This is a genomic window from Neisseria sp. 27098_8_158 (genome assembly GCF_041433145.1).
GTDB lineage: Bacteria > Pseudomonadota > Gammaproteobacteria > Burkholderiales > Neisseriaceae > Neisseria > Neisseria subflava_E.
Genome location: NZ_JAPWAZ010000003.1, coordinates 136,018 through 161,556, shown reverse-complemented (window position 1 = coordinate 161,556; position 25,539 = coordinate 136,018). Strand labels below are relative to the sequence as shown.

The 25,539-nt window shown below is 49.6% G+C and carries 26 protein-coding genes and 4 tRNA genes; 23 read left to right on the top strand and 7 right to left on the bottom strand.

Features of this window, described 5'->3' with window-relative positions:
• Positions 1-90 precede the first annotated feature (90 nt).
• On the bottom strand, positions 91-1,659 hold the full coding sequence (dnaA, locus tag O3681_RS09090) for a chromosomal replication initiator protein DnaA (protein ID WP_371459796.1): 1,569 nt from the start codon (positions 1,657-1,659) through the stop codon (positions 91-93).
• A 319-nt stretch (positions 1,660-1,978) separates the two neighbouring features.
• Between dnaA and rpmH the strand changes: the two genes are divergently transcribed.
• The 4 genes from rpmH (at position 1,979) to yidC (ending at position 4,440) form a co-directional block, all read left to right on the top strand.
• Positions 1,979-2,113, top strand: a complete 135-nt coding sequence (rpmH, locus tag O3681_RS09085; RefSeq protein ID WP_002214728.1) for a 50S ribosomal protein L34 — start codon at positions 1,979-1,981, stop codon at positions 2,111-2,113.
• Positions 2,114-2,115: 2 nt separating this feature from the next.
• Positions 2,116-2,457 carry a ribonuclease P protein component gene (rnpA, locus tag O3681_RS09080; RefSeq protein WP_371459795.1) on the top strand — a complete coding sequence of 114 codons (342 nt, stop codon included), beginning with the start codon at positions 2,116-2,118 and terminating at the stop codon, positions 2,455-2,457.
• Entirely contained in the window at positions 2,454-2,675 is a 222-nt protein-coding gene (yidD, locus tag O3681_RS09075) for a membrane protein insertion efficiency factor YidD (RefSeq protein WP_003682178.1), read from the top strand. The genes rnpA and yidD overlap by 4 nt, the downstream gene beginning before the upstream one ends.
• Before the next feature lie 118 nt (positions 2,676-2,793).
• Positions 2,794-4,440, top strand: a complete 1,647-nt coding sequence (gene yidC, locus O3681_RS09070; RefSeq protein ID WP_371459794.1) for a membrane protein insertase YidC — start codon at positions 2,794-2,796, stop codon at positions 4,438-4,440.
• A 94-nt stretch (positions 4,441-4,534) separates the two neighbouring features.
• Here the strand turns inward: yidC and O3681_RS09065 are convergent, their stop codons facing one another.
• Both O3681_RS09065 and O3681_RS09060 read right to left on the bottom strand, forming a co-directional pair.
• Entirely contained in the window at positions 4,535-5,245 is a 711-nt protein-coding gene (locus tag O3681_RS09065) for an SAM-dependent methyltransferase (protein WP_371459793.1), read from the bottom strand.
• A gap of 54 nt (positions 5,246-5,299) precedes the next feature.
• The gene (locus tag O3681_RS09060) at positions 5,300-5,890 is read right to left on the bottom strand and encodes a nucleoside triphosphate pyrophosphatase (protein WP_371459792.1); all 591 of its coding nucleotides are present in this window, start codon (positions 5,888-5,890) and stop codon (positions 5,300-5,302) included.
• A gap of 55 nt (positions 5,891-5,945) precedes the next feature.
• Here O3681_RS09060 and O3681_RS09055 point away from each other — a divergent pair, with 55 nt between their 5' ends.
• The 16 genes from O3681_RS09055 to O3681_RS08980 all read left to right on the top strand — a co-directional run bounded on the left by O3681_RS09055 (position 5,946) and on the right by O3681_RS08980 (position 17,670).
• Positions 5,946-6,449 carry a DUF177 domain-containing protein gene (locus O3681_RS09055; protein WP_371459791.1) on the top strand — a complete coding sequence of 168 codons (504 nt, stop codon included), beginning with the start codon at positions 5,946-5,948 and terminating at the stop codon, positions 6,447-6,449.
• Between the two features lie 33 nt (positions 6,450-6,482).
• A complete protein-coding gene (rpmF, locus tag O3681_RS09050) occupies positions 6,483-6,662 on the top strand; it encodes a 50S ribosomal protein L32 (protein ID WP_002240035.1) in 180 nt (59 codons plus the stop codon).
• A 92-nt stretch (positions 6,663-6,754) separates the two neighbouring features.
• Positions 6,755-7,279: a phosphoribosyltransferase gene (locus O3681_RS09045; RefSeq protein WP_371459790.1), complete on the top strand. Its 525-nt coding sequence runs from the start codon at positions 6,755-6,757 to the stop codon at positions 7,277-7,279.
• 122 nt (positions 7,280-7,401) lie between these two features.
• The gene (gene plsX, locus O3681_RS09040; RefSeq protein ID WP_371459789.1) at positions 7,402-8,472 is read left to right on the top strand and encodes a phosphate acyltransferase PlsX; all 1,071 of its coding nucleotides are present in this window, start codon (positions 7,402-7,404) and stop codon (positions 8,470-8,472) included.
• Between the two features lie 152 nt (positions 8,473-8,624).
• Positions 8,625-9,587: a beta-ketoacyl-ACP synthase III gene (locus tag O3681_RS09035; protein WP_371459788.1), complete on the top strand. Its 963-nt coding sequence runs from the start codon at positions 8,625-8,627 to the stop codon at positions 9,585-9,587.
• Between the two features lie 51 nt (positions 9,588-9,638).
• The gene (locus O3681_RS09030) at positions 9,639-9,986 is read left to right on the top strand and encodes a DUF1294 domain-containing protein (protein ID WP_371459787.1); all 348 of its coding nucleotides are present in this window, start codon (positions 9,639-9,641) and stop codon (positions 9,984-9,986) included.
• A 9-nt stretch (positions 9,987-9,995) separates the two neighbouring features.
• Positions 9,996-10,922: an ACP S-malonyltransferase gene (fabD, locus tag O3681_RS09025; protein WP_371459786.1), complete on the top strand. Its 927-nt coding sequence runs from the start codon at positions 9,996-9,998 to the stop codon at positions 10,920-10,922.
• A gap of 73 nt (positions 10,923-10,995) precedes the next feature.
• The gene (locus tag O3681_RS09020; protein WP_314459336.1) at positions 10,996-11,997 is read left to right on the top strand and encodes a hypothetical protein; all 1,002 of its coding nucleotides are present in this window, start codon (positions 10,996-10,998) and stop codon (positions 11,995-11,997) included.
• A 55-nt stretch (positions 11,998-12,052) separates the two neighbouring features.
• On the top strand, positions 12,053-13,123 hold the full coding sequence (locus O3681_RS09015; RefSeq protein ID WP_107724167.1) for a hypothetical protein: 1,071 nt from the start codon (positions 12,053-12,055) through the stop codon (positions 13,121-13,123).
• Positions 13,116-14,153: a glycosyltransferase family 8 protein gene (locus O3681_RS09010; protein ID WP_107724044.1), complete on the top strand. Its 1,038-nt coding sequence runs from the start codon at positions 13,116-13,118 to the stop codon at positions 14,151-14,153. Before O3681_RS09015 ends, O3681_RS09010 begins: the two co-directional genes overlap by 8 nt.
• A gap of 44 nt (positions 14,154-14,197) precedes the next feature.
• On the top strand, positions 14,198-14,944 hold the full coding sequence (gene fabG / locus O3681_RS09005; protein WP_371459785.1) for a 3-oxoacyl-ACP reductase FabG: 747 nt from the start codon (positions 14,198-14,200) through the stop codon (positions 14,942-14,944).
• 264 nt (positions 14,945-15,208) lie between these two features.
• A complete protein-coding gene (locus O3681_RS09000; RefSeq protein WP_107724042.1) occupies positions 15,209-17,191 on the top strand; it encodes a monovalent cation:proton antiporter family protein in 1,983 nt (660 codons plus the stop codon).
• A gap of 69 nt (positions 17,192-17,260) precedes the next feature.
• A tRNA-Val gene (locus tag O3681_RS08995) sits at positions 17,261-17,336 on the top strand.
• Positions 17,337-17,369: 33 nt separating this feature from the next.
• Positions 17,370-17,446: transfer RNA gene (locus O3681_RS08990), tRNA-Asp, on the top strand.
• A 39-nt stretch (positions 17,447-17,485) separates the two neighbouring features.
• Positions 17,486-17,561 (top strand) — tRNA-Val (locus O3681_RS08985).
• A gap of 32 nt (positions 17,562-17,593) precedes the next feature.
• Positions 17,594-17,670, top strand: a tRNA-Asp gene (locus O3681_RS08980).
• Positions 17,671-17,959: 289 nt separating this feature from the next.
• On the opposite strand, the gene dacB is transcribed toward O3681_RS08980, so the two are convergent.
• On the bottom strand, positions 17,960-19,372 hold the full coding sequence (dacB, locus tag O3681_RS08975) for a D-alanyl-D-alanine carboxypeptidase/D-alanyl-D-alanine-endopeptidase (protein WP_371459784.1): 1,413 nt from the start codon (positions 19,370-19,372) through the stop codon (positions 17,960-17,962).
• A gap of 71 nt (positions 19,373-19,443) precedes the next feature.
• Complete coding sequence (locus O3681_RS08970) at positions 19,444-20,871, bottom strand: MFS transporter (protein ID WP_371459783.1); 1,428 nt, start codon at positions 20,869-20,871, stop codon at positions 19,444-19,446.
• Positions 20,872-21,007: 136 nt separating this feature from the next.
• Between O3681_RS08970 and O3681_RS08965 the strand changes: the two genes are divergently transcribed.
• The 3 genes from O3681_RS08965 to O3681_RS08955 all read left to right on the top strand — a co-directional run bounded on the left by O3681_RS08965 (position 21,008) and on the right by O3681_RS08955 (position 23,739).
• Positions 21,008-21,574, top strand: a complete 567-nt coding sequence (locus O3681_RS08965) for an NADPH-dependent FMN reductase (protein WP_049328898.1) — start codon at positions 21,008-21,010, stop codon at positions 21,572-21,574.
• A gap of 145 nt (positions 21,575-21,719) precedes the next feature.
• Positions 21,720-22,397: a response regulator gene (locus tag O3681_RS08960; protein WP_371459782.1), complete on the top strand. Its 678-nt coding sequence runs from the start codon at positions 21,720-21,722 to the stop codon at positions 22,395-22,397.
• Between the two features lie 28 nt (positions 22,398-22,425).
• Positions 22,426-23,739, top strand: coding sequence for a HAMP domain-containing sensor histidine kinase (locus O3681_RS08955; protein WP_285071496.1), 1,314 nt, complete (start codon positions 22,426-22,428; stop codon positions 23,737-23,739).
• Between the two features lie 128 nt (positions 23,740-23,867).
• On the opposite strand, the gene aroB is transcribed toward O3681_RS08955, so the two are convergent.
• Together aroB and O3681_RS08945 are read right to left on the bottom strand one after the other, a co-directional pair.
• On the bottom strand, positions 23,868-24,947 hold the full coding sequence (aroB, locus tag O3681_RS08950; protein ID WP_371459781.1) for a 3-dehydroquinate synthase: 1,080 nt from the start codon (positions 24,945-24,947) through the stop codon (positions 23,868-23,870).
• Positions 24,948-24,969: 22 nt separating this feature from the next.
• Positions 24,970-25,482 (bottom strand): shikimate kinase, encoded by a 513-nt coding sequence (locus tag O3681_RS08945; protein WP_371459780.1) that lies wholly within the window; start codon positions 25,480-25,482, stop codon positions 24,970-24,972.
• Positions 25,483-25,539: the final 57 nt, after the last annotated feature.

Here is a 25,539-nt window from a genome sequence, read left to right as displayed (position 1 = left end):
ATTTGAAATCGGTTGATTTGGGTATTTTAAAATATTTTTTGTTTTCAGACGGCCTCATATTGACATCAGGCCGTCTGAAATTGCATTGGGTCAGTTCTGAATCAAAATCAGCAGTTTTTCGTAGTCTTGCGCCAATTCGGGGTCTTCTTCGCGTAATTTCGCCACTGCTTTGACGCCGTGCATCACAGTCGTGTGGTCACGACCGCCAAAGGCATCGCCGATAGAAGGCAGGCTGAGCGTGGTCAGCTCTTTGGTCAGGCTCATGGCAACTTGGCGCGGACGGGCGATGTTGCGCGTGCGTTTTTTACCTAATATATCGCTGATTTTAATACGGTAGTATTTGGCTGTCGCATCGATGATGATGTCGGCGGTAATGACTTTGTGTTTCTCGGCAATAATATCCTGCAAAGCCGTACGCGCCAAATCCATGTCGATGACAGGACGGTTCATAAAACGGCTGCTGGCGCTGACTCGGTTGAACGCGCCTTCCAACTCACGCACATTGGAGCGGATCAGATTGGCGATAAACAGAGCGGCTTCGTCTTCGATACTGATACCGGCTGCTTCTGCCTTTTTCTGCAAAATCGCCACACGCATTTCCAATTCGGGCGGTTCGAGTTCCAACGTCAAACCCCATGAGAAACGGGACTTGAGACGGTCGTCCATACCCTCGATTTTGGCAGGCAATACGTCGCACGTCAGGATCAGTTGTTTTTTCTCGTTGTGGAAATGGTTGTACAGATAGAAGAATTCTTCCATCGTACGGTCTTTACCTTTGATGAACTGAATATCGTCGATAATCAGCAGGTCATATTGCTTGTATTGTTGCTTGAATACATCGTAAGTGTTGTTGCGCACAGCCTTCATAAAGCTGCGGATATAGTCGTCCGAGTGCATATAGCGCACTTTGGCATCAGGACGGTTTTTCAGCAATTCGTTGCCGATGGCTTGCACCAAGTGGGTTTTACCCAAACCGGTACTGCCGTATAAGAAAAACGGGTTGTAGCCCTGTCCCGGATTTTCAGCAATCGCTTGGGCGGCTGCGGCGGCAAGGCGGTTGCCCTTACCTTCCACCAAAGTTTCAAATGTATAGTCGCGCGACAGATTGGTCTGTTCGTAGCGCGCTTCTTCCGCATCGTGTTGTGCGTCGGTTTTGGCTTTGGCAACTGCTTTAGACTCAGCCGGAGCGGCAGTTTGCACTTGAGGCTCATGCGGCAGGTTTTTCATGCGTTGTGCCAAAATCTCGGCAGCCGTCATGGCAGTGGCAGGCTTGGAAACCGTTTCAGACGGCCTATCTTCTTCCATTGGCGCAGCAGTTTGCAAAGGCATTTGAACAGGCTCTACAAATTCTTCAACTTCAATGACTTCTTGCACTTGCACCGGTGCAACAGTCTGAGCCGCCATTTCATAATGCGTACCTACGCCCGGCTTAAACGCGAAAGCAGCCTGCTGAGGCACCAATTCGGCACGCACGGCGTCAATTTTGGCGGCAAACTGGCTTTTGAGCATATTGCAGGCAAATTGGTTTTTACCATACACCACCCATACGCCGTTTTCTTCGCCCACGGTCAAAGGCGCAATCCATTGCGCAAACTGCCCGGCAGGCAACATTTCGTGAAGGCGGCAAAGGCACAGCGGCCAAAATTCAGCTAACGTCATAAGATTAAGCTCGGAAAATGGAAGATTTGGGAAATACAAGAAGGCAGAGCAGACAGGCAATCCGATAAAAATCAAATTTTTACAATACTCCCGCTGCTTTCAGACGGCCTTGCGCACAGAGAAAAGCAAGGTTGGGCGATTATACCCATTCCGCTCTTTTTTATCCACAACCGCCGCAAAATTTTATCCACAAATTCTATCAATGCATAAAACCCGTTGTCACACTTTGGCCAACGAAAAGTTTTTATATTGATTGACAAAAGCAGTAAATTAGAGTGTAATTCACGGTTTAATTATCTACCAATTTTTAGGAAACATCATGAAACGCACTTATCAACCTTCCGTTACCAAACGCAAACGCACCCACGGCTTCTTGGTTCGCTCCAAAACCCGCGGTGGTCGCGCAGTATTGGCTGCTCGTCGCGCCAAAGGCCGCAAACGCCTGGCTGTATAATTTTGAATTACGGCTTCTCGAAGCAGTATCGCTTATTAAAAACGGATGATTTTTCATCCGTTTTTGCGTTGAAAAACCGACGCAGCCGCGATTTGCTGCAAGTCTCCCAGTCCGCGGACAACGCGCTCGGCCATCCGCGCCTTGGTTTGGTCGTCAGCAAAAAGGCCGCCAAACGCGCCCATGACCGCAATTATATGAAGCGCGTCATCCGCGACTGGTTCAGACTGAATCAACACCAGCTGCCGCCGCATGATTTTGTTGTGCGCGTGCGTCAGGCGTTTAATCGGGAAACTGCTCCGGAAGCCCGAAGCCAACTTGCCCAGCTGATGAAAAAACACCGATGAACACCCTGCTTTCCAAGCTCCTCCTTGCACTCATCCGCTTTTACCAATACTGCATCAGCCCCCTCATTCCGCCGCGCTGCCGCTACACCCCGACCTGTTCACAATACGCAGTCGAAGCCGTCAAAAAATACGGCGCATTCAAAGGCGGATGGCTGGCAATCAAACGCATCGCACGATGCCATCCTTTCGGTGGACACGGACATGACCCTGTTCCATAATGCTGCTGTCAACCATTTAAAGAACACGATTTCCTTTAATTTCCCGTCGGTTTCTATATAATGCCGTCTGAAGCAGTTTTCATCTCGATTACCTATCCGTCAATTCCAGGAATCTCTTATGGATTTTAAAAGACTAATGGCGTTTTTTGCCATTTCAGTGGCAATTTTTGCCGGCTGGGAACATTTTTTCCCCAGCCCCAAACCTAATCCGGCGCAACAAGCCGCGCAACAGCAAACGGCCACGGCTCCGGCAAAAGCCGCTGCCGAAGCCGCGCTTGCCCCGGCTTCTCCCATTACCGTTACCACGGACACAGTTAAAGCCGTCATTGACGAAAAAAGCGGCGACCTGCGCCAGCTGACCCTCTTGCAATACAAAGCAACCGGTGACGAACACAAACCTTTCGTCCTGTTTAACGACGGCAAGGAATACACCTACGTTGCCCAATCCGAGCTTTTGGACGCACAAGGCAACAACGTACTAAAAGGCATCAGCTTTAGCGCTCCGCAAAAACAATACAGTTTGGAAGGCGACAAAGTTGAAGTCCGCCTGAGCGCACCTGAAACCAACGGCCTGAAAATCGACAAAGTTTATACTTTTACCAAAGGCAGCTACTTGGTCAACGTCCGCTTTGACATCACCAACAGCAACGGCCAACCTGTCAACCTGAGCGCAGACTACCGCATCGTCCGCGACCACAGCGAACCTGAAGGCCAAGGCTACTTCACCCGTTCTTACGTCGGCCCTGTTGTTTACACCCCTGAAGGCGGCTTCCAAAAAGTCAGCTTCTCTGATTTGGACGACGATGCCAAATCCGGCAAATCCGAAGCCGAATACATCCGCAAAACCCCGACTGGCTGGCTCGGCATGATTGAACACCACTTCATGTCCACTTGGATTTTGCAGCCTAAAGACGGCCAAAGCGTTTGCACCGCAGGCGACTGCCGTATCGACATCAAACGCCGCAACGACAACCTGTACAGCGCAAGCGTCAGCGTACCTTTAGCCGCCATTCAAGCCGGCGCGAAAGCCGAAACCGCCATCAACCTGTATGCCGGTCCGCAAACCACTTCCGTTATCGCCAACATTGCCGACAAACTACAACTGGCCAAAGACTACGGCAAAGTACACTGGTTTGCCTCCCCGCTCTTCTGGCTCTTGAACCAACTGCACAACATCATCGGCAACTGGGGTTGGGCAATCATCGTTTTGACCATCATCGTCAAAGCCGTACTGTATCCATTGACCAACGCCTCTTACCGCTCTATGGCAAAAATGCGTGCTGCCGCACCTAAATTACAAGCCATCAAAGAGAAATACGGCGATGACCGCATGGCGCAGCAACAAGCCATGATGCAGCTTTACAAAGACGAGAAAATCAATCCGCTGGGCGGCTGTCTGCCTATGCTGTTGCAAATCCCCGTCTTCATCGGTCTGTACTGGGCATTGTTCGCCTCCGTAGAATTGCGCCAAGCGCCTTGGTTGGGTTGGATTACCGACTTGAGCCGTCCGGATCCTTTCTACATCCTGCCTTTTATTATGGCGGCAACCATGTTTGCACAGACTTATCTGAATCCGCCGTCAACCGACCCTATGCAGGCGAAAATGATGAAAGTCATGCCTTTGATTTTCTCCATCATGTTCTTCTTCTTCCCTGCCGGTTTGGTTCTGTACTGGGTAGTCAACAACCTCTTGACCATCGCCCAACAATGGCACATCAACCGCAGCATTGAAAAACAACGCGCCCAAGGCGAAGTCGTTTCTTGATGAAGGTTTAGGCAACACAAAGGCCGTCTGTTGTTCAGACGGCCTTTTTTATTTCCTCAAACAAATACAGTTTTAGATTGAGCCCAATCCAGTTCTAAGCGGCATGCAACACAAAAATCGTCGGGCGTTTTTTCAAATTTGGCATTTCTTTTCTTTTTCGCCACTGCGCAATCGTCTGGCTTATGATTTCCTGTGTCGGCAAGGTCAAGTCCGTGGCCACGCACAAGCGCGTTTCGGGATGCAGGTTTTCCACCGCATCAGCCAACAACGCATCGTTGCGATACGGCGTTTCGATAAACAGCTGAGTTTCATTCTGCTGGCGCGAACGTTGCTCCAAAGCCTTCAAACTCTGAATCCGCTCGTTTTTTTCAGACGGCAGATAACCCTTAAATGCAAAGTTTTGCCCATTCGCACCCGAAGCCATCAGCGCCAGCAACAAACTGGACGGGCCGACCAAAGGCCGTACTTCAAAACCGTGTTTATGCGCCAATGCCACTAAATTCGCACCCGGATCGGCAACAGCAGGGCAACCCGCCTCGCTGACAATTCCCATACTGCGCCCTTCTTGCAAAGGTTTCAGCAATTCCGGCAAAGCCTTCAAATCCGTGTGTTCATTCAGCGTTTGCAAATTCAGCTCACGAATAGGCGTAGTCACGCCCAAATGTTTCAAATGCGCGCGCGCTGTTTTTTCCGCTTCCACGACAAAATCCGTCAGCCCGACAATCGCCTGTTGTTCATGCGGCAACAGGCATGGCGTATCAGGCGCACCCAAGGGGGTAGGAATCAAATACAAAATCGGTTTCATTCTTGCAACTCCAAAAAATCTCAGGCCGTCTGAACACATTCAGACGGCCTCAAACTATAAAACTTCCACACCTTCGTTTTTCAAAAAATCAATCAGACGGAAAATCGGAAGGCCGATCAAAGCATTCGGGTCCGTACTTTCAATCCGCTCCAACAAAGCAGCGCCCAAACCCTCGCTCTTCGCCGCACCGGCACAATAAACCGAATCCGGCTCGCGTTCCAAATATCTGCTGATTTGCGCCTGCGTCAACTGTCGCATGGCAACCACCGTATAATCGACATGATGCTGAACCTTGCCCGTGGCAGTATTCAAAAGTACGATTGCGCTGTAAAATTCAATCCGTTTTCCGCTCAAGTCCGCCAGCATCTGTTGTGCATTTGCGACGTTCATCGGCTTGCCCAACTGCCGTCCTTCGCACCATGCGACTTGGTCTGCGCCGATAATCAGCGCGGCTGGGAAAGCTGCCGCCAATGAACGGGCTTTGCCTTCAGCCAAACGCAGCGCCGTCTCGCCTGCATGCTCGCCCGCAATAGGCGTTTCGTCAAAATCAGGCGATGCCGTCTGAAAATCGATACCCAAACGGCGAAGCTGTCCGCAGCGGAAAACCGAACTCGACCCTAAAACCAAAGGCAGTTTTACTTCCATATTTTTACTTAAAAACATTGACGTTAGACTGCCGAAATTATATCATACTCCGTTTATGTCATACCCTAATTTGATTGACCCAGAAGTTTTCGCCGCCGAAGGGCAGAATCTGCAAGGCAGCTTCCTGCTCGAAGAATTGGATGAACGAGTCAGTTCGCACGATTATCCGGCCGACAAACAGACACGCGTGTCGTTTACGCTGCAAGGCGGTCGCGACCGGCTGCAACGTCTGTTTCTCGATTTAAACGTCAAAGCCGACATGCCCCTGATTTGCCAGCGTTGCATTACGCCTATGCCGTTTCTGCTCGATGAAACCAGCCGTATCGTCCTGTTTGCCGATGAAGAGAGTTTGGACGAAGCCATGCTTGCCGATGAGGAATTGGAAGGCATGCTGCTCGAAAAAGAGCTTGACGTGCGGACTCTGGTTGAAGACCAAATCCTAATGTCGCTCCCTTTCTCCCCTCGACACGAAGACTGCGGCAACGATGGAACACTGGACGAAGTCAATCGGGACAAACCAAACCCCTTCGCTGTTTTAGCAGGTTTGAAAAGCAGTTAATTAGGACACAGTTTATTTATCTAGGAGCTTGAAATGGCCGTTCAACAAAACAAAAAATCCCCTTCTAAACGCGGTATGCACCGTTCACACGACGCTCTGACTGCGCCTTCTCTGTCTGTTGACAGCGCAACCGGCGAAGTGCATCGTCCACACCACATTTCTCCAAACGGTATGTACCGTGGCCGTAAAGTGGTAAAAGCTAAAGGCGAATAATCCGTTCGTCTGACTGAAAAAGCCAGAATATTGCCATGCAATGACTGGCTTTTTTGCATTGCACCCTGTATTTTCCTCTTCGGAAGCACACCATGAAACGTAAAATCTGGTACACCTACGACGACATCCACCGCGTAATCAAAGGATTGGCGGAAAAAATCCAAAACTCCGGCACAAAATACGATGCCATGATTGCCATTGGCGGCGGCGGTTTTATCCCTGCCCGCATGTTGCGCTGCTTCTTGGAAATTCCAATTTACGCCGTCACCACAGCCTACTACGACAGCGATAACGAAGGTCAAGTGACCGAGGAAGTGAAAAAAGTCCAATGGCTTGATCCCGTTCCCGATGTACTGAAAGGCAAAAACGTACTGGTTGTTGACGAAGTGGACGACAGCCGCGTTACCATGGAATTCTGCCTGAACGAATTGTTGAAAGAAGATTTCGGCACCATCGGCGTGGCAGTATTGCATGAAAAAATCAAAGCCAAAGTCGGCAAGATTCCCGAAGGCATCCCTTATTTCAGCGGCATTACCGTGGAAGACTGGTGGATCAACTATCCTTGGGACGCGCTAGACATCGACGAACACAACAAATTGGCCGTGCAAAACCAATAAATTTGGTACGACTATCGCAACAAGCCTTTTCATCTGATTTTCAATTCAATCTCCTGAAAATCAGATGAGCGTGCTTGTCCGATTGTTTGAGGCCGTCTGAAACACACAAACCGGAGAACAACATGATTACACTGGCCGTAGATGCCATGGGCGGAGATGCAGGCCTTGCGATTACCGTCCCCGGTGCAGTGGATTTCCTAAAACAACAATCCGACGTACATCTGATTATGGTCGGTGATGAAGCAGCAGTCCGCCAAGCATTAAGCTCAGCAGGTGCGCCTATGGACCGCATCACCGTCTGCCATGCAGCGCAAGTCGTCGAAATGGATGAAGCGCCACAATCTGCGCTGAAAAATAAAAAAGAATCATCCATGCGCATCGCCATCAACCAAGTTAAAGAAGGCAACGCGCAAGCCGCCGTATCGGCAGGCAATACCGGCGCACTAATGGCGACCGCCCGATTCGTCCTCAAAACCATTCCCGGCATTGAGCGCCCTGCCATCGCCAAATTCCTGCCATCCGACAGCGAACACGTTACGTTGGCCTTGGATTTGGGTGCCAACGTTGACTGTACGCCCGAACAACTGGTTCAATTTGCCATCATCGGCAGCGAGCTGGTACACGCACTACACCCTGAAAAAGGCAGCCCGCGCGTCGCCCTTTTGAACGTCGGCACAGAAGACATCAAGGGTACGGATGCCGTCAAACAAACCTTTAAACTGTTGAGCAGCAGCAAACTCAACTTCATCGGCAATATCGAAAGCAACAGCGTTTTGTATGGCGAAGCCGATGTCGTTGTCGCAGACGGTTTTGTCGGCAACGTTATGCTCAAAACCATCGAAGGCGCGGTTAAATTCATGAGCGGCGCCATCCGCCGTGAATTCCAAAGCACCCTGTTCAACAAACTTGCCGCCATTGCCGCCCTGCCCGCACTCAAAGGCTTGAAAGGCAAACTGGATCCGCGCAAATTTAACGGCGCCATCCTGCTTGGTTTACGCGGTATCGTGATTAAGAGCCACGGTGGAACCGACGAAGTCGGCTTCCGTTATGCTTTGGAAGAGGCCTACCACGAAGCCAAATCCGCCGGCCTCGCTCAAATCGAACAAGGCGTAGCCACCCAATTGGCTGCTTTGGAAGCCGCCAAAGCAGCAGCCGAACTGGAAGAAACCGCTGCTCCAACAACGGAAGCTTAAGGCTGATATACACAGGCCGTCTGAAACTCCAAAATGTTCAGACGGCCTGTTTTTATCTTTAATCACCGACTTCATTCTTAATATTGGGAATTTTCCCATTTTCGCTTACAATACCCGACTATCTGAATCAACTCTCTAAAAAGGCCGTTCTCATGCAATATGCCAAAATTTCCGGTACAGGCAGCTACCTTCCTGCCAACCGCGTCAGCAATGACGACCTTGCCAAAAAAGTGGACACTTCCGACGAGTGGATTACCACGCGTACAGGTATCAAATTTCGCCATATTGCAGACGACAGCGAAAAAACCAGCGATTTGGCCGCCGAGTCAGCGCGCCGCGCCTTGGCAGATGCCGGTTTGCAGGCTGACGATATCGACCTGATTATCGTCGCCACAGCTACCCCCGATATGCAGTTCCCTTCTACGGCAACCATCGTGCAGCAAAAATTGGGCATTGCCAACGGCTGCCCTGCCTTTGACGTACAAGCCGTGTGCGCCGGTTTTATGTATGCCCTGACCACTGCCAATGCCTACATCAAAAGTGGCATGGCGAAAAACGCTTTGGTTATCGGCGCTGAAACCTTCAGCCGCATCGTCGATTGGAACGACCGCACCACCTGCGTCCTCTTTGGTGACGGTGCGGGCGCGGTTGTCTTAAGCGCATCTGACGAACCGGGCATCATCCACAGCAAACTCAAAGCCGACGGCAACTACCTCAACCTTTTGAACGTCCCGGGACAAATTGCCAACGGCCAGATTTGCGGTTCGCCCTACATCAGCATGGACGGCCCCGGCGTATTCAAGTTTGCCGTCAAAATGCTGTCCAAAATCGCAGATGACGTTATCGAAGAAGCCGGTTATACCACCAATAAAATCGATTGGCTTGTGCCGCACCAAGCCAATAAGCGCATTATCGACTCTACCGCCAAACACTTGGGCTTGAGCATGGACAAAGTGATCCTGACCGTCCAAGACCACGGCAACACGTCCGCTGCCTCCATTCCGCTGGCACTGGATGTCGGTATTAAAAACGGCCAAATCAAACGCGGACAAAACCTCTTGCTCGAAGGCATCGGCGGCGGTTTTGCCTGGGGTGCGGTTTTGGTGAAATACTAACGGTTGGGCCGTCTGAACACCCCTTTCAGACGGCCTATTCTGCTCAAACCCATGAAATCCCTAACGTTTGCACTCTGCATCAGCAGCCTGTTTTTAAGCATAACGGCTGTAATATTGCCCAAACTGGCAATCGCCTATCTTGCACTGAGTGCATACGTTTTCCTGCTTTACTACCAAGACAAACAGCGCGCACGCAACCACGGCAGACGCATACCCGAAGCAAAATTACACCTGCTCAATCTGCTTGGCGGCTGGCCGGGCGGTTATTGCGGCAGCCTCGCATTCAGGCACAAAACCAGCAAACCCGGATTTATCCGCACCTTTCGACTGAGTGCTGCAACCAATACTGTCGCCACCCTCCTTCTGCTGGCAGACACCCTCAAACATTCAAACCAATAAGGAATTACCATGTCTTTCGCATTCTTCTTCCCCGGACAAGGCTCACAAAGCCTAGGCATGATGAACGGCTTTGCCGAGCAAGCCATCGTTAAAGCCACATTTGACGAAGCTTCCGCCGTATTGGGTCAAGACCTGTGGGCAATGATTAACGGCGAAGATGCCGAATTAATCGGACAAACCGTCAACACCCAGCCCATCATGCTGGCCGCCGGTATTGCCACCTACCGCGCCTACTTGGAAGCCGGTGGTAAAATCCCTTCAGTCGTTGCAGGTCACAGTCTAGGCGAATACACCGCCCTCGTCGCTGCCGGCGCATTGAATTTCGCAGACGCGGTCAAACTGGTCCGTCTGCGCGCCGAACTTATGCAATCTGCCGTACCGCAAGGCGTAGGCGCAATGGCCGCTATTTTGGGTTTGGAAGATGAACAAGTAAAAGCCATTTGTGCCGAAGCTGCACAAGGCAAAGTCGTTGAAGCCGTCAACTTCAACTCCCCCGGCCAAGTCGTGATTGCCGGCAATACCGCCGCAGTCGAACGCGCCATGGCCGCCGCCAAAGAAGCCGGAGCCAAACGCGCCCTGCCGCTGCCTGTTTCCGTTCCCTCACATTGCAGCCTCATGAAGCCCGCAGCGGAAAAACTTGCCGAAGCATTGAAAGACATCACCATCAAACAACCGCAAATCCGCGTCATTCATAACGCCGATGTTGCCTCTTATGATGATGCCGACAAAATCAAAGATGCCTTGGTACGCCAACTGTACAGCCCGGTGCGCTGGACAGAAACCGTCAACGCGCTTGTTTCCGAAGGCATTACCGAATCAGCCGAATGCGGCCCCGGCAAAGTCCTCGCAGGCCTCGCCAAACGCATCAATAAAGAAGCCGCGTGCAGCGCATTGACCAATGCCGATCAAGTGGCTGCATTTATCGAAGCCCACTAAAATGTTTTCAGACGGCCTTATCCTGTCAGGCAAGGCCGTCTGAAAAATCAGCTCACTCCAATCCGAATACATTATGAAAAAAACCATTATTCTTGCCGTTCCCTACATGTACGGACTGGATCAATGTATCGAAAAAAATCTGCGTTTTCTTGGTTTTGAGGTCATTAATCTGTGCTATGACGACCGAGATTCCTATTATCCGAACTTGGGCAGCAGACTCAAAAACCTCTACCACAAACACATCACCAAAGACGGCAACTATAAAAAATACCTCAAATACAGCCGCCACCTCGACGACATTCAGCAAAAACTGGCCTCACTAAACGGCAAAAAAGCCGATTATGCGCTCTGTATCCGCGCCAATATTTACCCAAAAGAAATCATCGCCACCATCCGCGAACACAGCAATGTTTGCGTGAATTATCAATGGGATGGCGTAGGCCGTTTCCCAGACATTATTGAATATTTGGATTATTTTGATCAATGTTGGGTTTTCGATCCCGATGATATTCAAAAATATCCACAATGCCGTTTCAAAGCCACCACCAATTTTTACTTTGACTTTCCCGTGGCGGAATATGCACCTACCAACAAACTCTACTTTTTAGGCGGCTACGAACTTAGACGCGAAGAACAAACCAAACGCTTTATCCAAGAAACCGAACGCCTCAACCTACCCTTGGATTTTCATATCTACTGTAAAGACGATAGGGCTGAAAAAGCCTTCGGACACAACGGCATCCGCTATCTTGACCGCAGCAGCATCCTCAGCTTTGAAGAAAACCTCAGCCAAGTACAAAGTTGCGGTGCGGTTGTCGATTTTGCACAATTCGAACATTACGGCTTATCATTCCGTATCTTCGATGCGTTGCGTTTCGATAAAAAACTGATCACCACCAACAAACATATCTTGGAGACCGACCTATACCACCCAGACCGCGTATTCGTATGGGACGGCGGTAATTTAGACGCATTGCCTGAATTTTTGGCACGTCCGTATCAGCAACCTGCCCCTGAAATCAAAGCCTATTATTCGTTTACACAATGGCTAAACCGCCTGCTCGGCATTGATTAACCCTATTGCCTATGGCAAATACTCCTGCCTGACAAAATATTATATTGAATACATTATGAGTAAGAAAAAAGTCATTCTCGCCATGCCGGAACTCTTCAAAATCCACGAACTCATTATTGAGAACTTGGAGAAATGCGGATTTGAAGTACTGTCCCTGACCTATGAAGAAAAAGAGTTCAAATACAAAAATGTATTTCAACGGCTGAAAAAAATCTGGTATCGAAATATTCTTGGACAAAAAGACTTCAAAAAACGGACCATGTTCCGCGCCGTAGAAGAACGCCTCAATACCCTGTTAAGCGAACATCCCGAACAAGCGGATTATTGCTTCATGATTTGGCTGGGCGCATACCCGAAAGACTTCATCGCCAAGCTCAGAGCGCATTCAAAATTAATGGTGTATTACAACTGGGAAGCCCTGACCTTCTTAAAAGAAGACTTCGACAACATCGAATTTTTCGACAAATTTTACTTTTTCGATCCGTTTGACCAAGGCAAACACCCCGAATACGCCGAAAAACTCTTTCCAACCACCAGCTTCTACTTTGACAGCTTCAGGCCGTCTGAAAACCCGCAAAACAAAATCTTGTTTATCGGCTCGTACGCTGCCGACCGCAACAATGACATCCGTGCATTTTGCGAAGCTGCACGTTCAATCAGTTTAGAAATAGATTTCCGCTTGGCCAGTAAGAAAATCGAAGAAGAAAAAGCGGCTTTAGGCATTCCCGAAGTCGAGTTCTTCTCATTTGAAAACGCCCTCTCCTATCGTCAAAACTTAGAAGAAGCGGCCAAATCCTCTGTATTGGTAGATTTCCTCAACCGCAAGCACTACGGCCTCTCTTTGCGGATTTTCGAAGCGATTGGATTGGACAAAAAACTGATTACGACCAATCCGACCATCGTACATTACGATTTTTATCACCCGAACAATATGTTCTACTGGAATGGAAGCAACCTTGATGAACTCAAAGCCTTCCTGACCTTGCCGTATGTACCGCTTGCTCCCGGCCTGAAACACAAATACAGCTTCAGCAACTGGATCAGCTGCGCATTTGATATTGAACCGAATATCCCTATCAGATTACCTGAAATCAATAGAGAAGTTGTGGAGAATTTAAATGTTTGATAGAGAAAAATTAGTATTAGAAACTGTTCATATCCGCAAACGAGAATTTATTGAACAGCCGAGACATATTGTTTATGCAGCCGATCAAAACTATATCAAACACATCGGCACTGCGTTACTTTCTGTGCTGCAAAACAATACCAGTCCAATACATTTTCATTTGTTAGTTAGTGGTTCAGAAGGTTATGATTTTAATATTTTCGATCAAATTGAAACATCAAATCAAAACTACGCGATAAGCGTTTACCATTTAAATACAGAATACTTTTCTACCCTGCAGACTACCCATTATTTTACTATCGCTATGTATTACCGTATGAGTATCCCTTGCTTATTAAAAGGTATTACTCATACTGCGCTTTATTTAGATACTGATGTACTGTGCTTGGGCAACATTGATGATTTATTTGAAATCGACATTTCAAATTCTTTGATTGCTGCCGTACCTGATGCAATCTTATACAGAGCATATATAAAACAACTCAATCAATTTGGTTTTACAGATACTGAGCCTTATTTCAACTCTGGGGTCATTCTATTCAATATTGACAAATGGAATGATATGGCAATAGATAAAATTTTGTCTGAAAAAATGCAAGCCGTAGAAAAACAGAATTTTAAACTCTCCTGTCCAGACCAAGATATTTTGAATTTAGCCTGTATAGGTCATGTACACTGGCTTTCAGAAAACTTTAACTGGATACATTGGCATCAAAAATACAGTGAATTAATCGACAATCCCAACAATATCCGCTTAGTCCATTTTGTTGGTCATATCAAACCGTGGCATCAATTAGGCTTCCACCCTGCATATGATCAATATTTTAAGAATTCCCCATGGAATAACGGATATCTAGAACAACCTCTATCAACTTGGTTGCCCTTTCCAAATCCTAAAAGGAAATTTAGACAAGCAGCCAAACGGCTTTGGAAACAAGGACAAAAAAAGCAAGCATGGGCATACTACAGAGAATATTTATTACGAAGAATCAACAAACGACGGTATCAAGCACCCTCCCCAGGTAAATAAGGCCGTCTGAAACCATTTTTCCAATCTCAATTAAGGAATAAAACATGAGTACACAAGATTTGAGCGGCAAAATCGCTTTAGTAACCGGCGCATCGCGCGGTATTGGTGCGGCGATTGCCGATACTTTGGCTGCGGCCGGTGCAAAAGTTATCGGTACAGCCACCAGTGAGAGCGGTGCGGCTGCAATCAGCGAACGCTTGGCACAGTGGGGCGGCGAAGGCCGTGCATTGAATTCTGCTGAACCTGAAACCATCGAAAACCTGATTGCCGACATTGAAAAAGAATTCGGCAAACTGGATATTCTGGTCAACAACGCCGGCATTACCCGCGACAACCTCCTGATGCGCATGAAAGAGGAAGAGTGGGACGACATCATGCAGGTCAACCTCAAATCTGTGTTCCGTGCCTCCAAAACCGTATTGCGCGGCATGATGAAACAGCGTACCGGCCGCATTATCAACATCACATCCGTTGTCGGCGTGATGGGCAATGCCGGTCAAACCAACTATGCGGCGGCAAAAGCAGGCTTAATCGGCTTCTCCAAATCTATGGCACGTGAAGTCGGCAGCCGCGGCATTACCGTCAACTGCGTCGCCCCCGGCTTTATCGACACCGATATGACCCGAGCCCTGCCGGAAGAAACCCGCAAAACCTTTGAAGCGCAAACTTCTTTGGGCAAATTCGGTGAAGCGCAAGATATTGCCGATGCAGTCTTGTTCTTGGCTTCTGATCAGGCAAAATACATTACCGGTCAGACACTTCATGTCAACGGCGGCATGTTGATGCCTTAAACCATTTATTTAAAGGCCGTCTGAATATTTCAGACGGCCTTTTTTGTCAATCAAAACACTACTTTACATTCTATCTTGATATAATCTTAATAATCCGTTAGATAACGCTCGAAACAGTAAGTCCAAATAAGCATGATACGGGAAATCAAATTGCAGAAATGAAGTTCATTCTGTGCGTTTTTATTTGGGTTTGCTGTCGGTTTTCGACGTGTTTCAGACGGCCTATATAACAATAGCTACTTTTAACGAAAGGCCGCCCACTCTATGCACGAATTCTCCCTCGGTCCCATTGTCATTGTCCTGTTGGTTTCCGTCATTACGGTTATCTGCTGTCGCAAGTTCAACATTCCTTCCATGCTCGGTTATCTTTTGGTCGGTTTTATTGCCGGTCCGGGTATGTTTAAACTGATTCCGCAAAGCCACGCCACTGACTATTTGGGTGAAATTGGCATTGTGTTCTTGATGTTCAGCATCGGTCTCGAATTCTCCCTGCCCAAACTCAAAGCCATGCGCCGCCTCGTATTCGGCTTGGGCGGTTTGCAAGTCATCATTACCATGCTCTCGATTATGGGCATTTTGATGGCAATGGGCACGCCGTTTAACTGGGCGTTTGCCACTGCGGGCGCACTGACCATGTCGTCCACCGCCATCGTCAGCCGCATTCTGTCGGAGAAAACCGAGCTGGGTCAGCCGCATGGACAAATGGCCATGGGTGTTTTGCTGATGCAAGATATTGCCGTGGTACCGCTGATGATTCTGATTCCGGCACTTGCCGGCGGCAGCGAAGGCAACTTGTGGGTAGAACTGGGCTTAGCCGGTTTGAAAATGTTGCTGACCTTGGGCATTTTGTTTGTTGTCGGCAGCCGTGTGATGTCGCGCTGGTTCAGACTGGTTGCCAAACGCAAATCGTCCGAACTCTTCATGATCAACGTTTTGCTGGTTACTTTGGGCGTGGCCTATCTGACAGAGCTTGAAGGCCTGTCTATGGCATTGGGCGCATTTGTCGCCGGTATGCTGCTTTCCGAAACCGAATACCGTATTCAGGTAGAAGACGACATCCGTCCATTCCGCGATATCCTGCTTGGCTTCTTCTTCATTACCGTCGGTATGAAGCTGGATATTCAGGCGCTGATCGGCAACTGGCAGCAAATCCTGATTTTGTTGGCAATCCTATTGGCCTTGAAAGCACTGGTCGTCTTCATCATCGCTTTGCGCATGAAAAACCCTACGAGCGACAGCCTCAAAAGTGCGCTTTATTTGGCACAAGGCGGCGAGTTCGGCTTCGTGATGCTGGCCATTTCCAGCAAAATCAATATGGTTTCGCCCGAATTGGAACAAGCAGCCACTGCTGCCGTCTTGCTTTCCATGATTGCCGCTCCATTTATCTTGGGCAGCAGCGATGCCATCGTCAGCCGCTTCGTCAAATCCGACTGGGACATGAAAGCCTTGGACTTGCACTCCATGCTGGTGGAAACCATGAGCAAATCCGAACACGTCCTGATTATCGGTTTCGGACGCGGCGGTCAATCGGTTGCCCGTGTATTGGCGCAAGAAGGCATCCCCTACTTTGCCCTTGACTTGGATATTGCCCGCGTACAAGTGGCACGCAACGCAGGCGAACCGGTTTCCTTTGGCGATGCCAAACGCCGTGAAGTCTTGGAAGCCGCCGGCTTGGGGCGCGCCAAAATGGTGGTCATCACGCTGAACAATATGCACGAGACCCAACATGTTCTCGGCAACATCATGTCCATGCATCCGAGTATGCCGGTTTATGTTCGCGCCACCAATGACGATTACGTCAAAACCTTTACCGAAATGGGTGCGGAAGAAACCGTCTCCGATACCAAAGAAACCAGCCTGGTGCTGGCAAGCTATGCCATGTTAGGCCACGGCCTCTCTTACAACCATGTTTATCAAACCATAACCCACATCCGTCACAGCCGCTATGCATCGTTGCAGGACTTGTTTGTCGGCAGTGATGATGACAGCTTCTCCGACGAAGACAGCAAGGCCGTCTGCCGCCATGCCTTCCCATTGCAAGGCGAGGCACACGCCATCGGTAAAACCATCCGTGAATTACCATTGGCAGCGCATTATCTGAAACTATTGTTTATCCGCCGCAATACCGGAAAAATCCAAGACCTTGACCCTGATTTCGTTCTGGAAACCGGTGACATTTTGGTTGTCGCAGGCAAGCAGGAAGAAATTATTTCCTTTGAAAACTGGTGCTTGCAGGGAGATATCTAATTATCGGCAAATAAATCTTGCGCGCATCAGGATTTTTTGGTTTAATAGCGTCTTCGCAATTTTGCGCATGGGTGATTAGCTCAGTTGGTAGAGCGTCTGCCTTACAAGCAGAATGTCGGCGGTTCGACTCCGTCATCACCCACCAAGTTTCTTTTTCATTGTCTTTGACAGTGAATGCGCGGTGGTAGCTCAGTTGGTTAGAGTACCGGCCTGTCACGCCGGGGGTCGCGGGTTCGAGCCCCGTCCGCCGCGCCATTATTTAAAAATACTGATTTTTCAGTATCTCCCTTTTTCGGGTGATTAGCTCAGTTGGTAGAGCGTCTGCCTTACAAGCAGAATGTCGGCGGTTCGACTCCGTCATCACCCACCACTTTCCTTTTCATTGTCCCTGACAATGGATGCGCGGTGGTAGCTCAGTTGGTTAGAGTACCGGCCTGTCACGCCGGGGGTCGCGGGTTCGAGCCCCGTCCGCCGCGCCATCAAGTTAAAAATAAAAATACCGGTTTTTACCGGTATTTTTTCGTCTATACCCTATGCCTTTTTATAAAAAATCGAGCTTTTTAAATAGTATAAACAGGACAGCACAATAAAGCAGACATATGGTTTGAGTCCTGCAAGACCATCTATTTCAAGCTGATTCACACCAAACGCTTATTCATCAAATCCCTAAATCATCTTCCAAAATAGACATAAATACTTGTCTACCCTTATTACACAAAGGCCGTCTGAAAACGTCGATACATTTTCAGACGGCCTTTTTTTAGCTTATCAAGCCTGATACCTAATCATGCAGGAAGCCTTAGCATCAATCCAATGTTCGCCACCGGGCTGAACGATTTTAGACACCAGCTTATCCAAGTCGCGTAAATAATCGGTTGATTTTTGGCTGTTGATAATGACGACAACCACCAACGGCTTTTCGCCTAACCAATACCCAGCCAGTGCGCGGACATCTTTAAGCGTACCGGTTTTAAGGCGCAGGTTTTCACCTGGCTGCTTCAAGCGTGTTTTAAGCGTGCCGTCTTTACCGGCAATCGGCAGCGTACTGATAAACTCGTTTTTAAACGGGCTGAAGTACGCTTTTTCCAACATTTGCGCCATCATTCGCGCATTGAGCCGTTCAACGCGGGACAGGCCTGAACCGTTTTCCAACACCAGCCCTTCCGTATTGATACCGGCAACCGCCAGCTCGCTTTTTACGATAGAGGCAGCCTTAGTCTGCGCCAGTTTGTAATCAGACATGTTTCCGGCAAATTTAAGGAAAACCGAACGGGCAATCAGATTATTGGAATGCTTGTTCATATCGGTGAGGATATCGGTAAGCGGTTTGGATAGATGACTTGCCAACACATGTGCATCATGAGGCGCAACACCTGTCGTCAGTCCGTCTGAAACCGTACCGTCTTGTTGACGCCATTGGTTGACAAAACTTTTGCCGACAAATTCTTTCATGCTGTACATATTCAGATACAGCTCTTTGCCCAAGCAGCTTTCCGGCAGCTTACCCGATACGGTCAGCGTATTGTTTTTATAGGAAGTCTTCATGTGGTTTTTTAAAACACTGCACTTCCCTTCTTTATTCTCAAGCGTCAATTTGTTTTGAATGTTCAGATTCGGCAGCGGCGGGTTGGTACGGATGACCAAGCTTCCGTCTTCTTCTTTTTCAGCACGCAGTCCAACGGTTTTATACGCCAACATATTGGGATCGGGCGGCGTCATAAAGCTTTCGGCAGAATCGGAAGCAAAATCATCCGGATTCTTCACATCGCCCCACAGGCTGCGGTCGAGTATCAGATGTCCGTCAATATGGCGTATGCCCTTATCGCGCATCTGTTGCTGCATTTGCACCAAATCATGCTGGTCAAACACAGGATCGCCGCTCCCCACCCAATACACATTGCCTTTCAACGTATCGCCTTTGATTGGGCCGTTGGTTTTAAACTCAGTTTTCCAACGATAATCACCGCCCAACATACGAAACGCGGTAAACGCCGTTACCAGCTTCATGGTCGAAGCAGGATTGCGCAATTCATCGGCACGGTGTTCGGCAATCACTTTGCCGCTGTCCAATTCCTGCACATAAACGGAAATTTCATTTTCAGGAATACGCCCGAAATCCAAAGCCCATGACGGACAAACCGCCATCATCAGGCTGATTGATAAAATACTTTTAAATTTCATTGCGTTACAAAAATCTTATAAATTCTTACGAGGTACCTAGGCCGTCTGAACGTTTCAGACGGCCTTTTTATTTATTTCTGATGCGCTTTCAAACGCAAAGCAAACATGACGACCATAACACCGACAATCAAAGCGCACCCCATCGCCAAATGGATACCGTCCAGCATTGCCTGTTGCGGCATATCTGCATTGGAAAGTTTCTCGCCGATATTGGTCGCACCGACAAAAAACGCCGCACCGATGGCACCGGAAATCGGATTGATGGTAGTCAGAATCGCCGCACCGTGCGGATTGAGCGTTTTCGGCAACGCGTTCAGACCATGGGTTTCGCCGGTTACACAAGCAGACACGGAAAGCGCCAACAGCGTAAACATCGCCGTCAACATCACCACTTGCGTATCAATCCGCAAAAACAGCCACAATACCGCCAACGACACCACCAGCATCACTGTTGCCGGCAAGACGACGAAGCGGCCGCCCTTTTTGTCCAACAATTTGCCGAACAAAGGCGCGGCAACCGCTTGGGCAATGCTGGCAGGCATCAGAATCAGGCCGGTTGCCGTACCGGTCAGCATCAACACTTGCTGCGTGTACATCGGCACCATCAACTCCAAGCCCAAGAACAGGAATATCGCACCGGCCAAAATCACAACGCAATATCCGAACTGTTTGTATTCAGACGCACGAAGGTTCAACAACGGCGTAGCCAAACGGAACTGACGGTGCGCAAACCAACCCACCAGTACAACGGAAGCGGCAAAGAGCAGGATAAATTCCAGTAACGGCATATGGGCAAAATTACTGCTCGCATAAACCAGCCCGCCGAAGCCTGCAATCGACAGCACAGCCGACAACATATCAATTTTCGGACGGCTGATGTTACTCAAATTGACCGTCAAATATTTACCCACCAACACCATCGCCGCCAACATAAACGGCGCGGTAAAACCGAACAGCACACGCCAATGCGTATGGTCGATGATGATGCCCGACAGCGTCGGCCCCATTGCAGGCGCGGCGGTAAACATCATGGTAATCACGCCCATCGCCGTTCCGCGCTTGTTGGGCGGGAAAATCGACAACACGCCGTTAAACAGAAGCGGGACAAAAAACGCGGCAGACACTGCCTGCACCATCCGACCGACCACCAATACACCAAACGTCGGCGCAAACGCGCAAATCAGCGATCCTGCTAAAAACGTCGCCTGCGTGAACAGCACCATTTTGCGCGTTTCAAACCATTGAATCACACCTGCCGTAATCGGCGTAAATGCCCCCATGACCAGCAAAAAGCCCGTTGTCAGCCATTGGACCGTGGTCTTATCGACACCAAAATCTTTCATAATCGGCGTAAGCGCGACATTCAGCAGCGTGTCGTTGAGATAGCCGAAAAATGCGCCGATGAATAAGGTGGCGACAATGGTTTTAGCTGGAAAGTCGGGATTGTCGGCATAGTATTCGTGTGCCGTTACGTCCTCTTGCGAATCAGAAACGTGCATAATAATTTGAAATATCAGCGAAACCGTTATTTTAGCATAAACCATTTTGACAGGCCGTCTGAAACCTTGACCGCTTCCACAGATAACACTAAAATTTAGAATTGTTTTCATTTTTATTATTAAACAGGAGAAAAACATGTCAAAGAAAGTCAGCATCTTGGTCGGCAGCCTGCGTAAAGGCTCGTTTGCACGAAAAATCGCACAAAACGTCATTTCCATGTTCCCCGAAGGCTACGAAGCGCAAATCGTCGAAATCGGCCATTTGCCTTTATACAACTTCGACTACGACGATCCTGCCGTTACCGACTTCCCCACTCCATCCAGCTATACCGAGTTCCGTGAAACCATCAAAGCCTCTGCCGGCGTATTGTTCGTGACTTCCGAAAACAACCGTACCGTCCCTGCCTGTCTGAAAAACGCCATCGACATCGGCTCCAAACCCAATGCCGATGTTGCCTGGAAAAAAACACCTGCCGGCATCATCAGCCATTCTGTCGGTAAAATGGGCGGTTATAGCGCGCAAAAAAATCTGCGCCTTGCCCTCTCATATTTCGATATGCCGCTGACCGGCCAGCCGGAAGTATTCCTCGGCAACTCGCCTACCCTGTTTGACGACAACGGCCAGCTCATCGAATCAGCGCGCGGCTTTGTCCAAGGCTATATCGACCAATTGGTTGCCTTGATTGAGAAAAACCCTAAATAATCGGGATTAAAGCATACAGGCCGTCTGAAAACCGAATTTCAGACGGCCTCATCGTTTGCAAAAAATCAGTTTTTCAACCCTTCCTAAATTTTTACTAAATGAGTGCGGTTATAATCACTATCCACCCATCCTCCGGAGAATTTCCATGCGCGTATTATTGGTTGAAGACGATGCCATGATTGCCCAAGCCGTCAGTGCCAACCTGAAAGACACCGGCTACGCTGTCGATTGGGTCAGCCGCGGTTCGGAAGTGGCCGCAGCAGTGGCGGCGCAGGCATACGATTTGCTGCTCTTGGATTTGGGCTTGCCCGGCAAAGACGGTTTGGACGTATTGGCGCAAATCCGCAACGGCGGCTGTACCGTTCCCGTCTTAATCGTGACCGCACGCGACGATTTGCACAGCCGGCTCAACGGCCTAGACGGCGGCGCAGACGACTACATCGTCAAACCCTTCGACATGGCGGAACTGCAAGCCCGTATGCGCGCCGTATTGCGCCGACACGGTGGGCAGGCGCAAACGCTGCTGAGCAACGGCATCATCACGCTCAACCCTTCCACCCATCAGGTGGAAGTGGTCGGGCAGGAACAGGCCATCATGCTCAGCAACAAAGAATTTGCCGTCCTCCAAGCCCTGCTGCTGCGCCCGGGCATGATTCTGTCGCGCAGCGATTTGGAAGATAAAATCTACGGCTGGGGCGAAGAAGTCGAAAGCAACGCCGTTGACTTCCTGATTCACGCCTTACGCAAAAAACTCGGCAAAGAAGCGATTCAAAACGTCCGCGGGGTCGGCTGGCTGGTTGCACAAAACAACCAGGCCGTCTGAAAACCACAACAATATCAACACACAAACCATGCAACGCCTTATCCACACCATCAAACAATCCCTGCAAGTCCGAATCAGCCTCGCCCTGATCTGCATGCTCCTGCCCCTCTCCATCCTTGCAGGCATATTTTCATATTACGATACTTATCACGAGACCCAAGAGGTTCAAGACGACCTGTTGCGCCAAGTTGCGAACTATCTCGACCCGAGCGATGCCGATGACGAGAATCACTCGCTCGACAACGACAACAAGATTTCCGTTCAATTTCCCAATACGCCCAACCCCATTGTCAGCCTGCCTGAGAAGATTTCAGACGGCCTACACACCATTCAGGCCGATGACGACGACGATTACTACCGCGTTTATACCCGCGACACCAAGCAAGGCCGCATTGCCGTCATGCAGGAAAGCGACTACCGCGAAGAGCTGGCCGAAATGGCCGCCGTGCAGAGCATCCTCCCCATGCTCCTCGCCCTGCCCCTGATTATCCTGCTCACCGTCTGGATTACCCATCGCGCCATGCGTTCCGTCAAAACCCTGTCCAACGATTTGGAACAGCGCCAAATCAACGACCTCTCGCCGATGGACACGCAAGACATTCCCAGCGAAATCCAAGGCTTTGTCGTCGCCATCAACAACCTGTTGCAACGTACCGACGAAAACGTCCGCCAACAGCAACGCTTTATCGCCGATGCCGCACACGAATTGCGCAGCCCCATGACCGCCCTTTCCCTTCAGGCAGAGCGGCTCAACAATATGCAGCTGTCCGCCGAAGCGCGCGAGCAGTCCGCCCTGTTGCAACAAAGCATACAGCGCAACCGCCACCTGCTCGAGCAACTCCTCTCCCTCGCACGCGCCCAAGCACCCGAAACCCAACGCCCCAAAACCCTGATCAGCCTGCAAAACCAGTTCCGCCGCGTCTTGCAGGAACTCATGCCGCTGGCGCTGGCCAAAGGTCAAGACATCGGCGTCGCCGTTGAAAACGACTGCCAAATCCACGCCGACGATACCGAAATCTACACCCTCATCAAAACCTTTACCGACAACGCCATCCGCTATACTCCCAAAGGCGGCCGTATCGATTTGGGCTTTGACGAAACCGCCGAATACCTCAACATCTGGGTGGAAGACGACGGCCCCGGCATTCCCCCAAGCGAACGCCAACGCGTTATCGACCCCTTCTACCGCATTCTCGGCACCGAACAACAAGGCACCGGCTTGGGGCTGTCCATTGCAGACACCATTGTCAAACGCCATCAAGGCCGTCTGAAACTGGCCGACAGCCAACGCTTTGACAGCGGCTTGCTGATTATTGCCGAGTTAGATAAAAAGACGCTTTAAATAATTGACCCAACCAAATGATTTATCTAGCTTTAAGCCGATGAATCAAAACGTTTTAAAACCAAAGGCCGTCTGAAAATGACTTTCAGACGGCCTTTTTATATTTTAAAGCAAACCTCATTCATTCTTCACAAATACGGCTGCAAGGTTTGGCGGAGGATTTCCATATCGGTAATTTCGGTAATATTGGCTTTGCCCAAGTATTCCAAGCCGACAAAACGCATGATGCCGCTGCTGACTTTTTTGTCGTGGCTCATGTGTTCAATCCATTTTTCAAATGAGAAAACAGGCGGTGCGGACGGGAGGGAGGCGGCTTCCATTAAAGCGGCAATGCGGTCGGTATCGGCTTGTTGGGTTTTGCCCAAAATTTGCGACAAACGGGAAGCGAGGACGCAACCGGCGGCAACGGCTTCGCCGTGCAGCCATACGCCATAACCCATTTCGGCTTCGATGGCATGGCCGAAAGTGTGGCCGAGATTAAGCCATGCGCGGATGCCCTGCTCGGTTTCGTCTTGGGCAACAATATCGGCCTTCATTTTGCAGCAATGGTAAACGGCTTTTGCCATTTTTTCTTGGTGTTGCGCCATCAGGTCGGCCATATTTTCTTCCAACCAAGCAAAAAATTCGGCATCGCCCAATGCGCCGTATTTGATGACTTCGGCCATACCTGCGGAAAGTTCGCGTTGCGGCAGCGTTTGCAGGGCGGTCAAATCGGCCAGCACGGCTTGCGGCTGGTAGAACGCGCCAATCATGTTTTTACCGAGCGGATGGTTGATGGCGGTTTTACCGCCGACCGAGGAATCGACCTGGCTGAGCAATGTGGTCGGCACTTGGATAAAAGGTGCGCCACGCTGATAAGTCGCCGCGGCAAAGCCGACCATATCGCCTATCACGCCGCCGCCCAAAGCGATTAAAGTGGTTTTGCGTTCGGCACGGTTTTGCATCAGGCCATCGTAAATCAGGTTAAGCGTCTGCCAGTTTTTATATTCTTCGCCGTCGGGAAGGATGATGCTGAAATGCGGCACGCCCAATCTGTCTAAGGCCGTCTGAAGCTGTTTGAGATAAAGCGGCGCAACGGTTTCGTTGGTAATGATGGCTGCTTTTTTGCCTAAATAGGGCTGAAGCAGCGTATCGGCCTGCTCAATCAGTTTATGCCCAATAAAGATGGGGTATTGATGGGATGGGGTTTGGACTGTCAGTGTGCGCATAGTATTCCTTTGCAAAGCGTATTTATTCGCCTAAAGCCTGTATCAGGCGTTTGAGCGTTTTGTGACAGCTGTCGGATTCAATGACAAGATGGGCGGTTTGACGGTACAGCGTATCGCGTTGGTCATACAGCTCTTGCAGTTTGGCCAAAGGGTCGGCAACTTGCAACAGCGGCCGGTTACTGTCGTAACGGGTGCGCTCCAGCAAGGTTTCGGGGCTGGCATGCAGATAAACAACCGTGCCGTTTTGGCGCAAAATCTGTCTGTTTTCACTGCGCAATACGGAGCCGCCACCGGTCGATAAAACAATATTGCGCTGGGAAGCGAGCTTCTTCAGCATATTGGTTTCGCGGTTGCGGAAGCCTTCCTCCCCTTCCATCTCAAAAATGGTCGGAATGGTTACGCCCGAAGAAGTGCAGATTTCGTAGTCGCTGTCGTAAAACGGGCATTCAAACATTTGGGCAAGCTGCTTGCCCAAAGTGGTTTTGCCCGCGCCCATCAGCCCGATTAAAATTAAGTTGCCGTTGATTTTTTCCATGTGGGTCATTTTATACGATATGGTGGTTTCGTGGAAAAGTTCGTCGTCTTTCAGACG